The 12,911-nt window shown below is 45.5% G+C and carries 12 protein-coding genes; 3 read left to right on the top strand and 9 right to left on the bottom strand.

The features are described from left to right. A partial coding sequence (locus EPO18_RS11770; protein ID WP_292433566.1) for a lmo0937 family membrane protein occupies positions 1–234 on the top strand: 234 nt, incomplete at its 5' end. A gap of 169 nt (positions 235–403) precedes the next feature. Here EPO18_RS11770 and rlmA read toward each other — a convergent pair. The 8 genes from rlmA to EPO18_RS11730 all read right to left on the bottom strand — a co-directional run bounded on the left by rlmA (position 404) and on the right by EPO18_RS11730 (position 8,021). Further along, complete coding sequence (rlmA, locus tag EPO18_RS11765; protein WP_292433565.1) at positions 404–1,252, bottom strand: 23S rRNA (guanine(745)-N(1))-methyltransferase; 849 nt, start codon at positions 1,250–1,252, stop codon at positions 404–406. Between the two features lie 122 nt (positions 1,253–1,374). Then, entirely contained in the window at positions 1,375–1,707 is a 333-nt protein-coding gene (locus EPO18_RS11760; RefSeq protein WP_292433564.1) for a hypothetical protein, read from the bottom strand. 455 nt (positions 1,708–2,162) lie between these two features. Continuing rightward, complete coding sequence (locus EPO18_RS11755) at positions 2,163–2,570, bottom strand: ketosteroid isomerase-related protein (protein ID WP_292433563.1); 408 nt, start codon at positions 2,568–2,570, stop codon at positions 2,163–2,165. A 41-nt stretch (positions 2,571–2,611) separates the two neighbouring features. Continuing rightward, entirely contained in the window at positions 2,612–4,276 is a 1,665-nt protein-coding gene (locus EPO18_RS11750) for a glutamine--tRNA ligase/YqeY domain fusion protein (protein ID WP_292433562.1), read from the bottom strand. 124 nt (positions 4,277–4,400) lie between these two features. Further along, entirely contained in the window at positions 4,401–5,246 is an 846-nt protein-coding gene (locus tag EPO18_RS11745; protein ID WP_292433561.1) for a 23S rRNA (adenine(2030)-N(6))-methyltransferase RlmJ, read from the bottom strand. A 14-nt stretch (positions 5,247–5,260) separates the two neighbouring features. Then, positions 5,261–6,055 carry an RMD1 family protein gene (locus EPO18_RS11740; RefSeq protein WP_292433560.1) on the bottom strand — a complete coding sequence of 265 codons (795 nt, stop codon included), beginning with the start codon at positions 6,053–6,055 and terminating at the stop codon, positions 5,261–5,263. Positions 6,056–6,186: 131 nt separating this feature from the next. Then, positions 6,187–6,609, bottom strand: a complete 423-nt coding sequence (locus EPO18_RS11735; RefSeq protein WP_292433559.1) for a hypothetical protein — start codon at positions 6,607–6,609, stop codon at positions 6,187–6,189. A 119-nt stretch (positions 6,610–6,728) separates the two neighbouring features. Then, positions 6,729–8,021: a flavohemoglobin expression-modulating QEGLA motif protein gene (locus tag EPO18_RS11730; protein ID WP_292433558.1), complete on the bottom strand. Its 1,293-nt coding sequence runs from the start codon at positions 8,019–8,021 to the stop codon at positions 6,729–6,731. Between the two features lie 458 nt (positions 8,022–8,479). Between EPO18_RS11730 and mepK the strand changes: the two genes are divergently transcribed. Beyond that, complete coding sequence (mepK, locus tag EPO18_RS11725; protein ID WP_292433557.1) at positions 8,480–9,199, top strand: peptidoglycan L,D-endopeptidase MepK; 720 nt, start codon at positions 8,480–8,482, stop codon at positions 9,197–9,199. 123 nt (positions 9,200–9,322) lie between these two features. Here the strand turns inward: mepK and EPO18_RS11720 are convergent, their stop codons facing one another. Then, positions 9,323–11,014 (bottom strand): L,D-transpeptidase family protein, encoded by a 1,692-nt coding sequence (locus EPO18_RS11720; RefSeq protein WP_292433556.1) that lies wholly within the window; start codon positions 11,012–11,014, stop codon positions 9,323–9,325. A 469-nt stretch (positions 11,015–11,483) separates the two neighbouring features. Here EPO18_RS11720 and EPO18_RS11715 point away from each other — a divergent pair, with 469 nt between their 5' ends. Then, the gene (locus EPO18_RS11715) at positions 11,484–12,884 is read left to right on the top strand and encodes an MBL fold metallo-hydrolase RNA specificity domain-containing protein (RefSeq protein ID WP_292433555.1); all 1,401 of its coding nucleotides are present in this window, start codon (positions 11,484–11,486) and stop codon (positions 12,882–12,884) included. Positions 12,885–12,911 lie beyond the last annotated feature (27 nt).

Genomic DNA, 12,911 nt, shown 5'->3' with positions numbered 1-12,911 from the left:
TATAGGTTGATTTCGGACATACTTCATCTGTTTGTTTATGGTTTATATCGCCGTCACTTGACGGCCTCTTACGGAGAAGCCCAAATGCTAGAAACTTTTGCAATCCTCCTAATTATTCTTTGGATACTGGGTCTGGTCTCGTCGTACACATTGGGCGGGTTCATTCACATTCTGTTGGTTATTGCGATTATCGTAGTCATATTGCGCATCATTCAAGGACGAAGCGCTGTGTAGCGGCATTGTAATGGTTCTAAACAACAAGAGCATTGGCCAGAGCGATACTCGGTCCAGCCTGCTTTTTAATGTGCCCTCAAAACTCTCTACGGCATAAGCTGTTGGATTCAGCCGCCGCTGCGGAAAACCGTATTGCCGATGTGTGGGAGAAGTAGCGGGCGCAGTCCCGTTACCCTGATCCGATCAAAACCGTTTTTACCGCTAGCGTCAAAATAAAATCGGTTTCTATTTCAAGTTCAGCAACATCTTTAATGGCTTGCTGAGTGCTTTCATTGGCACGCCAAGCAAAAGGCGTCATCTGTAACAACGCGATTCTTTGTTGTGGAGTTGGTGCGATTTTATAGCTGATGCGTTGTATGTCGATACGCTCAAAGCCAAGCGGCAGTTCGCTTTCCAACGCATGTTCTTTTACCTCGGCATAGATAAATTCTTTTAACTGCCATAGATGTTTCGGTCCCGGTGTTACGGTTAGCAAAAGCCCTGACGGTTTTAGCACCCGCCCCAGTTCGTCGTCATTTGACGGGGCAAAGACTCTTAGCACAAAATCAAAATACTGGGCTGCATAAGGCAGCCGGTTTGAGCTGGCGACTATGAAACGTGCATTAGGCTGTTTTTTGGCAGCAGCAGCGACCGCAAATTTAGCAATATCGACGCCGTGCAACATCATCGGGTTGGTGCAAAAGGCTTCAATTGCCCGGCTGTAATAGCCCTCGCCACACCCCAGGTCCAGCAGATGCTTGGGTTGATTTGCATCGATCATCATCGCCACCGCTTTGGCCATCGGTTCATAATAGCCGGCTTCCAAAAACTCGCGTCTGGCCTGCATCATTTGCTTGTTATCACCGGGTTCTGATGAGTGTTTGAATTGCACCGGCAAAAGATTTAAATAGCCTTCCTTTGCAAGATCGAAATGATGGTTGTTATCGCAAACATAGCTTTTAGTTAACGGAATCAGTTGTAGCGAGGCCGAGCAAATAGGGCATAAATAACAGGAGACTGAATGCTGGATTGGGTGCATGTAAACAGGGACTTTTTCTCGGCTAGGCCGCGAAAAGTTTTCGATGGGTAAACGGTCGTTTTAAATGAAAGACAGGATCAACTTAAGTTAACCCCGTCCCAGTTAAAAGTCGGATCTAATGATTAGATTGACTTGTAAATGCTTAATGCTTTGTTTAATTCAGCAATAGCTTTTGGCTCATCTGCGCTTTTACCGATTATTTGCGCTTTAATAAGGCTGTCGAGTCCTTGTTTTACAGTAGCTTCGTTGCCTACGATTTCATCAGAAGCGCTACGTGCTGCTTTTTCATGTATATAAGCGGCATTGAAATCATGTTTGTTGATTTCAGCTATAGCTTCTTCAATATGTGCAATAACTTCATTGGCTTTTGCATCTTCAGCTAAAGCAACGGTGCTTGCACCAAAAGAGATAGCCATAGAGAAAGTGAGTACTGCTTGTTTGATTAAATTCATCATATACCTATGAGGTGTTTTGGTGTGATTTCCAGGCTATGCCTGAAAATAAATGATTGGAAAGACAATTGCTATCCAAACGCTATGATATACGATAAACATTAAATTCTTATGAAAAAGATTCATTCGACAAAGAACTGGAAGGCGATACTGAAACCCTTTACCATACGCACCTCTTGGGGCAGGGTGTCAAAGCGTTGTCCGACTTTATAACTCAACACATTATTGATATGGCCCCGCTTGCAGGATTATGTACTGAAAGGATTAAAACGTGAGCAGCAGCATTATAATTGAACATAACTCTGATGAAGCCCGTTTGAGCGAGCTGGGCGTAGCCGAATGGCCACATGGTCGAAGGAAGTTTCGGTATTTCCATTCGAGTTTGACGATCAGGAAACTGTCGGGTTATAGATTTAAGTAGGTTGGGTCGCATCTTTGCAACCCAACCTGAGGCTTAACTATTCGCTAACCTGGGCAATCCAATCTTGCAAGTTGTAATAATTGGTAATGCGGGCCACTTTGTTGTCGCGGATTTCAAAAAAGGCGCCGGCTGGCAGGCGGTATTTTTGCCCTTGTGCGGCAGGCAAACCTTCGTCGGTTTTAATATATTCACCCAATACTACAAATTCCGCTGCCGCGCGTTTGCCGTCAGCTGTCGCCATGATGACCATGTCGACCAGCTGTTCTTTGTAATTGTTGTTCATGCAGGCCATGAACTGGGTGAATGCGTCCTTGCCGATTTCGCGTCTGCCTTGGTTGATGTCGTGGATGACATCGTCGGTCAGCAAGTTAAGGAAGGTATCCATGTCACCACCGTTGAATGCGGCGTAGTATTGTTCTATCAGGTTGATGCTGTCTTGGTTCATAATGATTTCGTGGTTAATTTAAGTTAAGTAGTAAAATTTGATTAGTCTTTTTCCCAGTTATCCCGTAGCGTCACGGTGCGGTTAAACACCAGCTTGCCATCGACGCTGTCTATCGCATCAAAGCAAAAATAACCGGTGCGTTCGAATTGATAGCGGCTTTCCGGTTGCGGATTAGCCAGACTGGCCTCCACTCGGCAATCGGTCAGGACTTCCAACGAATCGGGATTTATCACATCGAGAAAGTTCTCTTCGTTGTCCGGATTGGGCACAGTGAATAAGCGATTGTACAAGCGCAGTTCGGCCGGGTGCGAGTGCTGTTCGGAAACCCAGTGGATTACGCCTTTGACTTTGCGGCCTTCGGGGTTTTTGCCCAGCGTGTCGGGATCATAGCTGCAACGCAGTTCGGTGATATTGCCGTCAGCATCCTTGATGACTTCGTTGCACTGGATTACGTAGGAACCGCGCAAACGAACTTCCCCGCCTTCTACCAAACGCTTGAATTTTGGCGGCGGTACTTCGGCAAAATCATCCTGTTCGATCAAAATGACTTTGGAAAACGGCACTATGCGTTTGCCAAGCTCAGGTTTTTGCGGATGATTGCTGACTTCCAACTGTTCTGTTTGGCCTTCAGGGTAATTGTCGATGACTACGCGCAACGGCTGTAAAACCGCCATGGCTCGTAGTGCATTTTCGTTTAAATCTTCACGGATGCAGTATTCCAGCACCCCCATTTCTATCCATGAGTTTTGTTTGGTCAGGCCGATGCGCTCGCAAAAGTCGCGTAGCGCTTTAGGTGTAAAGCCTGCGCGGCGCAAACCGGCTATAGTCGGCATCCGCGGATCGTCCCAGCCGTTGACGTGTTTTTCCATGACTAGCTGGTTGAGCTTGCGTTTACTGACGATGGTGTATTCCAACTGCAAGCGCGCAAATTCGATTTGTTGCGGATGACAGGGCGTTTTGAGCTGATCCAGAACCCAGTCGTAAAGCGGGCGGTGGTCTTCAAATTCCAGCGTACACAGTGAATGGGTGATGCCTTCCAACATATCGGAAATACAGTGGGTGTAATCGTACATCGGATAGATGCACCAGTCGTTGCCGGTGCGTTGGTGGTGTACGCGGCGAATCCGGTACAGCGCAGGGTCGCGCATGTTGATGTTCGGTGAGGCCATGTCGATTTTGGCGCGCAACACGTATTGGCCGTCGGCAAATTCGCCGGCGCGCATGCGTTTAAACAAATCGAGGTTTTCTTCTATGGATCGATTCCGGTCCGGACTTTCCTTGCCGGGTTCGGTCAACGTGCCGCGATAGGCCCTGATCTGTTCGGCGGACAAGCTGTCGACATAAGCCTGTCCTTGTTCGATCAGTTGTACGGCGTAATCGTAAAGTTGTTCGAAATAATCCGATGCGTGACGCAATTCCGACCATTCAAAACCCAGCCAGTGTACGTCGCGCTTGATTGATTCCACATATTCGTCGCTTTCTTTTTCGGGATTGGTGTCATCAAAACGCAGATTGCAGCGGCCGTTGTTTTCTGCGGCAATACCGAAATTCAGGCAGATCGATTTTGCATGACCGATATGCAGATAACCGTTAGGTTCGGGAGGAAAGCGGGTGACGACTTTGCCGTTGTTTTTGTTGTCTTTGAGATCAGTGGCAATGATCTGGCGGATAAAGTTTGACGCAGGTTGGTTATCGGTTGTGGACATTGGGTTTGTAAGTGAAGTGAATTTGTGTCAATTATACATTGAATGGCCGCTGTGGAGCTATCCGGCAACTGCTCCTGCATTGCTCTACCTCCCCCGTCCTTGGGGCCATACCTCCCGAGTTCATTCAGTCATCGGAAACCAGTGTCAGTATCCGGTAAAAGCCCTCGCCATTATCGCCCAGAACACCTGCCAACCAAGGCAAAACCAGTTTCATTTCAGCTGCTAAAGTCCACGGCGGATTAATTACGATCACGCCGCTGGCGGTCATGCCGTGTGCATTGCTGTCCGCATTTATACCCAGCTCAAATAGTTGTACATTTTTGATACCGCTTGCTTGAATAGCGTGTTCCAGCTTCTGGTTACGGCTGCGGTCAATTACCGGATACCAAAGCGCATAAGTGCCTATGGCGAAGCGTTTATACATCGCGGCGAGTGTTTCAACAACTTGTTGGTAATCGCTTTTTATTTCATAAGAAGGGTCGATTAGCACCAGCCCACGGCGTTCGGTCGGCGGCAACAGGCCCAACCAGTTTTTTAAGCCGTCGGCATGAAATACTTTGATGCGCTTATCTTTGTCAGCCACAGTTTTTAATATTTCTATTTCAGTGTTATGCAATTCGAATAAATACAAGTGATCTTTGTCGCGCAGCAACTGTTTGGCAATCAACGGTGAGCCCGGGTAACGGATTAACTTGCCGGGGCTGTTAAAGCGTTTGACAAGGCTGACATAGTGGGCAACGCATTCCGGCAAGTCACTGCGTTTTAACAGCTTAGCGATACCGCTGTCGAATTCCCGGTTTTTTAATGCATAGTCACTACTTAGGTCGTATTTCCCGGGGCCTGCATGGGTGTCGATGTAGCTGAAAGGTTTGTCTTTTCGTTTTAAGTATTCAAGGATTTGAATCAGGATAATATGTTTTAGAACGTCGGCAAAATTGCCGGCATGGAAAGAGTGTCGGTAGCTAAGCATGAAGGTTTAATTGTTTAAAGTACTTTGTCGAATATGGTCATGCCTATTTCAAAAGCAATCAGCCAGATAATGATCCATTCGAGTATTGTTGAATGTCTATGTTTTTGCTCATCTGCCAGCATTTCAAATAATTCATGGATGGTTTCCAGCTTTTTTGACAATACGCCTGTTCGTTGGGCTATTTCCAGGTATTTTGCAGTAACCCCGTAAAAAACTTCATATTCAGGATATTCCCAAAAGAAATCAGGCGTATCCAGCAAGTCGTAATTTAAAATAATATCGCTTTTGGTTAGAAATAATTGTCCACGAATTTTTGCGATTTTATTCCGGCTTAATCTGATTGTTCCGTTTTCAGCTAATGATTTTGGGATGTAGCTGGTGTTGTTGATGGTTGTTATTGCGTTGGTTTCAAAAGAGGCCAGCTTAATCGATTGCGCCATGCCTTGGGATAATGCAAAGATCAAGATGGGATCCGAAGACTCGATTTCAATATGATCTTCAATGATCCGTGTGCTTGGGCAATCGAGAGCAAAAGTGAAGTTGTCTTCTTCCGGTGAAGCCAGCGGATTTTCTGCGTGTTCCAATAATAAAAGATGCAGCTTAGACTGTTGTTCTAAATTGACATTCCAATGCACAACAGCTCCATAAGCAAAGACTATCGACCAGGATTGGTTATCCTCAAGCAGTAATGCGCCTTTAATGATCCGTATCAGTGTTGAGGCTGACATTAGTCCGGCCAATGCACTGATATCAAAACTTTGAGCCAAACAATAAGCTACACATTTTTTAATAGACTGATCTTCAGACATAAAGTGCCCTCAAGAGTTAATAGCTGCCATAGCGCTGGAATATTGATGAGCTTTTATTCTACTCCTCACAATTGATGTATCGACAGGGTGCTGTCGGATATGTGCCCGTTACAACTGAAAAAAAACAGCTGCTATTGTTCTGCAATCTTCACCAGCCAGCCATTTTCACCGTTACATCTTGGAATTTTGGCATTAACCTTGATGTTGATTCTCGCGGTTGTGTTAACTAAATCGGCAGGTAATTTTCCTTTTACCACAAAAAAAGACTCCTTATTTTCCGCAGTTACTTCAACAGGAATTGTTTTTACGGTGACTTTAATTTGCTCAGGTTTTTCCACATTAAAAGCATAAAAAGAAAACGCCGATCCCGGTGCAACCGTTGCCAAATTGGCTGGTAAAAATTTGGTTAGCTGCGGTTTCAAACAGGCATTCTCGCCACCGCCGCCACCGCCGCTTGCCATATTATGTCCGCTATGGTGTTCTGTGGCATTGACTAGGCTGGCATTAAAACAAGAAACCATAAAAAGAATGCCGAGTAATCTTGGTGTTTTCATGTATTTACCTTTTGATTATTTTTGTCGTGATCGGTATAAAGCGGACTCCCATTACGCTTTATTAAAGTAGGGTTAAAGCTGGAAAGTCTGCCGGCATTATATTCATAAATAACGTTTCATCATAAAACATTGGCATAATCCTGTTCCAGTTGCCGAAAGTTCATTGTCGACATAAAGCGGCTGAAACTCAGCCAGGAAGAAAGCCCCATCAGGTCTTTGAACTGCGGCGGCAGAAAGCGTGGCGCTATTACGGTGCCTTCTTCAACAAGATCGACTAATACTTTCATATCTTCGATCATGGTTTTACCGCAAAACAGCAATGGGATACGATCAGGCTTACCTTTGTTGACCGCCAAACGCATGAAATTATAAGTCAGTACAAAGCCTTTGATATAGGTTAGGTCTTTGGTGAACGGCATGCCGTCGGAACTGCTGCCCCTAAATACCCGGCTGCTAAGGGTATAGCTTTCTTCCTTATCCAATCCTTTATCCCTAAAGAAATCGAATATGTCCAAGAAATCCGCGCCTTCTTCGGCCAGCGTGATCGCGCGCACCCGGTTGATCAGGCGCATCAGCCTGTTCGGCGTGGAGCTGAAGGTCAATATTTCCATCAAAACCGCCAACCCTTCCTGAGTGACGGTTGCAGACGGCGGCCCTTTGCCGAGAAAAGTGCAATATGGTTGGGCTAAGCCGTTCAGGGTAGTGCCTAGATGCACCCATATCTCGTGAACTTCAAGCACACGCAGATCGCGCATATTGAACAATGCATCGGCGCGCAATTTGATGTAGTCGGTGCCGGCAGCTGCGTCGGCGACGATACCATCGCTGAGCATGGCGCGTAGGCCTTCACCGGGAAGCACGGCTTGAATTTTTTCGTTTAAGATGGCTACAGCATCCTTAGCATTGATGGTTTTAGGTTCTTCGACCAGGAAATCCAGCTTCAGCAGCTGCGATAGGGTTGCTTCCATCATGCTGCCCAAATTGGCAATGGTCGGATCGCCGACATGGAAAACATCCTGGGATGAGCCGTATAACTCCTGGGAAATATTGGCGAAGGTCGGTTTGCCCCTGGCTTCCAGCATACGCACTACATCCAGATACTCCTTGCAAATTCGACGCATGATCACACTGAGCGGGTTGAGCTGGCCTAACTTGCGCATTAAATCCCGCTCAATTTGGTAAAACTCGTGTTTTTTTTCGTTCGGATCAAAGCCTAATGGGCGTTTTTGGTAATAATCCGGCGTGACTATCGGCGGATTTTTGCAGTTGCCCTCAAAAAAAGCCTGCTTAATTTGATCATCCCATTTAATCGCGTCGAGTATGCGGATTGGCTGTTGCGCTTTGACGATCCGATCCGATAATGCTTTGACTTCGGTCAGATAAGCGGAAGGCTTAAGGGCTTTTTTGCGCATATGTGTCGTTTATTAGCGGTACAAGGTTTAAAGGGAAAATCAGTTAGCCGTATCAGCAGCGAAACCACGCCCAGTATAACAACAGATTGACAGGCCCCAAGAAAATCCAATCAGGGCGGGCTCAAAAATATCTATAGCCTTTAACCTGCTAATCTCTCGCCGGTCATCATTATCATCGGCTATCGAAGGCCTGATACTGATAATAAAGTTGTCGATGTTACGCACGAAGAACAATGCGAGTCAAATATCTTAGTCAGCGTGAGTGCCGACCTGTTCATTTTGTCATTGAAGATGGATGAAGTCGGGTTAATTTACAGTCTAGCTGTAAGTAACTAATTAATAATTCACGTATTTACTTATAAAAAAGCATTTTATATGGAATAGTTAAAGTTAATTAAGATTAATTTAAGACTAATTGATGAGAATGACATTAAACTTAATTAATACATTTTTAGAGTATGAACGCGAGTACAACCGACATGAATGAAAGAGACATTATTTCATCGCGACGCAAGTTCTTGAAAAATATAGCTTATGGATCATTGCTGATGGGGGCGGGGATCGGGGTAGCAAATGCTAGAGTCAAACATATAGCTTCGCATACAGTGCTTACACTACACTCGTCTAGCCATAAAACACGTGTCCATGACATGCTGCATCAGCATGTGTCCTCATATAGACCTTCATCCCATTTAAATAATTATAACATATTTGATCGCAACTCACCTTCGCACAAGGTGTTGGCCTTTCATAATACTCATACCGGCGATCAGCTAAAGCTGACTTATTTTGAACAAGGCCGATATATCAAAGACGCACTTCATGAAATTAATCATTTGTTTCGTGACTATCATGATGGTAGCGTCCACCCCATTGATCCCGCATTGCTGGATCAGTTGTATGATTTAAAACATACTCTCGAAGTCAGAAAGCCTTTTCATATCGTTTCCGGTTATCGGTCACCGGCTACCAATGCTGACTTGCGCAAACACAGTGACGGGGTCGCCAAAAACAGTCTGCACATGCAGGGCAGGGCGATTGATATACGCATTGAGGGTTTAGATACCAGAAGGATTAGAAATGCAGCAATGGCCATGCAGCGCGGCGGTGTCGGCTATTACGCGAAATCCGATTTTGTGCATTTGGATACCGGTAGCGTAAGAACCTGGACCGGCTAACTTCACGTCAATTTAAAATATAAAACCTATATCCGTAGTTTCAGCAACTGTTCCATGCGTTGATTCTATCTTTATCCTGTCGTTGGCAGGTCTCTACGGTATTTTGTCAACATTAAATATCAACTATTTAATTAGTGTTTCCGGTGCAGGTGCTGCACTGATACCGACAAAAAGCGACTGATCGGACAGGTCGTCCGGTCTGCTTAGAGCTCCTATTAACACAGCGTCATGACCATAAATATCAGGGTAAAATTCTAAATTATCATTTTGGTCAAAAAAAGCTGTAATGTAAAAAAACAACACCGGTATCGGTTTTTTCAGTATGACTCGCTGTGTTTTTGGCGTGTTCATGGCGAGTTGGATGGTCTCCGGATTCCAGTTGTCCTGATCTTTAAGCGCAAACTCCGCCAATTTTTGAGGGTTTGCAACCCGCACACAGCCATGGCTGAAATCCCTGCGTGATTTGCTAAATAAGGCATTTGCCGGAGTATCATGCAGATACACGTCATTCTTATTGGGGAAAATAAATTTCACTCTACCCAAGGCGTTCTTTCCTCCTGGCCGCTGTCTGATCCTTAACTTGCCTTCTTTAAGCATATTCATTGCTTCGTTGTTAAGCGCTGTAGGTTTTTCTCCGTCGCGAAAAACAGAAACTAATTCCATATTTTCCTTATCAAGATAACCACTATTCTGAATCAACTTAGGCAGTATTTCTTTTTTTATAATGCTGTAAGGCACATTCCAGTAGGGCATGAAATCGATGAAGTGCATTTCCGCCATCAACACCGGGGTTTGGGTTTTCAGCGCATTACCGACAACGACCCTCATATTAATAATATTGGCATCGTCTTGATCGGTTGCATCAGTCGCCCATAATTGGAAAGCGGGAATATTAACGAGAACCGATGGGCCGGTGTTCAGTTCAGGTAGCCAGCGCAGTCTTTCCATCGCCAATTCGATTTGTGTTACCCGCTCGCTTAAAGGTACGTTAAGCGCGGCCACAGAACTTTTTCCGATATGACCGTCAGCAGTAAGCCCATGCCGATTTTGAAACTTTTTAACCCCGGTAACAATAGCGTCAGTATATAGAGGAAACCTTTCCGCGCTGCTAACCGTCTTATCTTCCGGCAGATCGCCTACAGTAATTAAGAATCGGCGTAGCTCGGCAATCTGCGGATGAGATTCACCTGGGCGTAAGGTCTTTTGGATGAGCAGTTTGAAAGGCGGTGCGTTTACAGCCAACTGGCGGTAATTAGCCAATGCTTGTTTTAGCTTTTGATATTGTTTTAACTTGGGCTCAATCGATAGAGGCAATTCAGCCAAAGTGCTTTGCGTCAGACTGTTTTTAACCAGCAAAGGCAAATCGATCAGCTTTTTTTCTCTTAATTTTAAGTTAAAATTTATGCCCTGCGGATTTACCCGGCCATAATGCAAATCATGCACAAAGCGCAGAATCGATATACTGAGCGCCGTATCGTATAGCGCCAATTCTTTGTATGAATCCGGCTTGAGTTTTAATGCAAGCTCAAGTTTTTGCCGTAGTGTTTCAGTATCATAATTTTTAGAATTTAAGCCGTGAACAGCCGCGTTCGACAACAGATCAAGAGCAGCGTTGATATTTTTTGCTGAATTATTGTTGCCTAGCCACAGCAACTGATGGTTCGACATCTTATAGAGAGATTCAAGATCGTCGATCCGGTTTGGAAAATTGGACAGCATCAGGTAAGGATGCTGTTTTGCCGCAATAATGGCGGAAATTTCCTGAGCTGCGCCGGGTTCCTGATTGATGGTTTCTTCTGCGAGCAGAGCCGGCATGGGCAGGCTCAAGAAAAGAAATATCAGGAATCGGGAAACGGAGTGTTTTATATATGTTTTCAATTTATTTCTTCGCAAATGTTCGTAGTATCAAGTGTGGCGGTTGGATGTTATGACAAACCTTATTAATAGGATAATCAGTTTTTTACCGGGCAACTTGGCGATAGGCAATTTTAACATTAACACATCGTTCGAGGAAATTTGGCAACTTCATCCGATGCAGGAATTACGACTCCAAGGATGGGAAGGGTCGGTACCAATGATCGAGATTAAAAGCATGGAGCAATTGCTGATAGCGCTAAAAATTGGTGTTTTTAAGCGAAGCTTCGGTTCCCTCTGTAGGCTGCGCAGGAATTATGGCCGCATGTACTCTTTCATCCTGAATAATGAAATGAAAGAGCACAAATCAAAGTTGGTCATTAGTATGGCGCATCGTATATTAAGCTCTAATTAACTGTAAGGAATTGCAATGACAAGTCTGACTTTTCTAGGCGCAACGGGGCAGGTTACCGGTTCTTGTTATTTATTGGAAACCGGTTCCAGCCGCATACTGCTTGATTGCGGGCTGTTTCAAGGTTCAACGGAAACGGAAAAACAAAATGAAGCCGACTTTCCGTTTGATCCGGCCGGCATTGACGCCGTGGTTTTGTCCCATGCCCATCTCGACCACTGTGGACGCTTGCCGAAGCTGATTAAAGGCGGCTTCAAAGGTTCTGTATTCTTAACTGAGGCCAGTTTTCCGCTATTGGAATTGATGTTGATGGACGCCGCCCATCTTCAGTTAAGGGATACCGAATGGGAAAACAAGCGTCGGGAACGTGCCGGTAAACCGCTGATTGAACCTTTATACACAGAAGCCGATGTAAAGGCGTTACTGGCATTGCGTCAGCCGATAGCCTACGGTGCGGAAACCCAAATACGTCCCGAGCTGAGCGTCTCTTTTCATGAGGCAGGGCATATACTCGGTTCATCCATCGTGCGCTTGCGTATTAAGGACAAAGATAAAACTAAGACATTGGTTTTTTCCGGGGATTTGGGTAACCCGAATTCGCCGTTACTACGCGATCCAGCTGTTTTAACCGAAGCCGATGTAGTATTGCTTGAATCCACTTACGGCGACCGTGACCACAAGCCGCTGGAAAATACCCTGGATGAATTGCGCGAAGCATTGGCGGAAGCCGCACAAAGCGGCGGAAATGTGATCATTCCGGCTTTCGCGGTAGGCAGAACCCAGGATTTGATTTATTGGCTGGGTAAAATTCAGCGCAATGGCGGACTGCCGCAACAGCAGATTTACCTGGACAGCCCGATGGCGATCAGCGCCAGCAACATCTACGCTGAGAATGCGCATTTATTCAATATCGACGATCCCGAATTTACCAAGGTCGCGCCCGACGGCTGGCAAGCCTGGTTACCGGGGCTGATCTATTCAGAGACAGCCGAAGAGTCCATGGCCGTCAACCGTATAAACGGTGGCATCATTATTATTGCCGGCAGCGGCATGTGTACCGGCGGGCGCATCCGTCATCATCTTAAATACAATTTGTGGCGGCGCAATGCACATATCATCATTGCAGGCTTTCAGGCCGAAGGTACATTAGGGCGGGCTATTGTTGAAGGTAAAAAATCGCATTTAAAAATTCTGGGCGCTGAAGTCAATGTCGCCGCCAAAGTGCATACATTGGGTGCATTAAGCGCTCATGCCGATCAAAGCCAATTGCTGCAATGGGTGGGGCATTTTAAAGAACCCAAGCCGAGAGTTTACCTGATTCATGGCGAAAAAACGGCCACGCTATCGTTACAAACCTGTTTAAAGCGGATTGGATGGAGCGCTAATATTCCTCGGGTAGGGGAAAAGATTGTTATTTAATTGTGGTTGAACCTATAAACAAAGCTT

Origin of the sequence: Methylobacter sp. (assembly GCF_004322395.1) — a bacterium.
Classification (GTDB): domain Bacteria; phylum Pseudomonadota; class Gammaproteobacteria; order Methylococcales; family Methylomonadaceae; genus Methylobacter_A.
The sequence above is the reverse complement of the archived record's forward strand: the minus strand, read 5'-3'. Positions and strand labels throughout refer to the sequence as shown.

Excerpts from the sequence above, each read along its gene's own strand:
- EPO18_RS11750 (WP_292433562.1), bottom strand. The coding sequence starts at position 4,276 with ATGTCCACAACCGATAACCAACCTGCGTCAAACTTTATCCGCCAGATC.
- EPO18_RS11715 (WP_292433555.1), top strand. The coding sequence starts at position 11,484 with ATGACAAGTCTGACTTTTCTAGGCGCAACGGGGCAGGTTACCGGTTCT.
- EPO18_RS11735 (WP_292433559.1), bottom strand. The coding sequence starts at position 6,609 with ATGAAAACACCAAGATTACTCGGCATTCTTTTTATGGTTTCTTGTTTT.
- EPO18_RS11760 (WP_292433564.1), bottom strand. The coding sequence starts at position 1,707 with ATGATGAATTTAATCAAACAAGCAGTACTCACTTTCTCTATGGCTATC.
- EPO18_RS11745 (WP_292433561.1), bottom strand. The coding sequence starts at position 5,246 with ATGCTTAGCTACCGACACTCTTTCCATGCCGGCAATTTTGCCGACGTT.
- EPO18_RS11730 (WP_292433558.1), bottom strand. The coding sequence starts at position 8,021 with ATGCGCAAAAAAGCCCTTAAGCCTTCCGCTTATCTGACCGAAGTCAAA.
- EPO18_RS11720 (WP_292433556.1), bottom strand. The coding sequence starts at position 11,014 with ATGCCGGCTCTGCTCGCAGAAGAAACCATCAATCAGGAACCCGGCGCA.
- EPO18_RS11740 (WP_292433560.1), bottom strand. The coding sequence starts at position 6,055 with ATGTCTGAAGATCAGTCTATTAAAAAATGTGTAGCTTATTGTTTGGCT.
- EPO18_RS11755 (WP_292433563.1), bottom strand. The coding sequence starts at position 2,570 with ATGAACCAAGACAGCATCAACCTGATAGAACAATACTACGCCGCATTC.
- rlmA (WP_292433565.1), bottom strand. The coding sequence starts at position 1,252 with ATGCACCCAATCCAGCATTCAGTCTCCTGTTATTTATGCCCTATTTGC.
- mepK (WP_292433557.1), top strand. The coding sequence starts at position 8,480 with ATGAACGCGAGTACAACCGACATGAATGAAAGAGACATTATTTCATCG.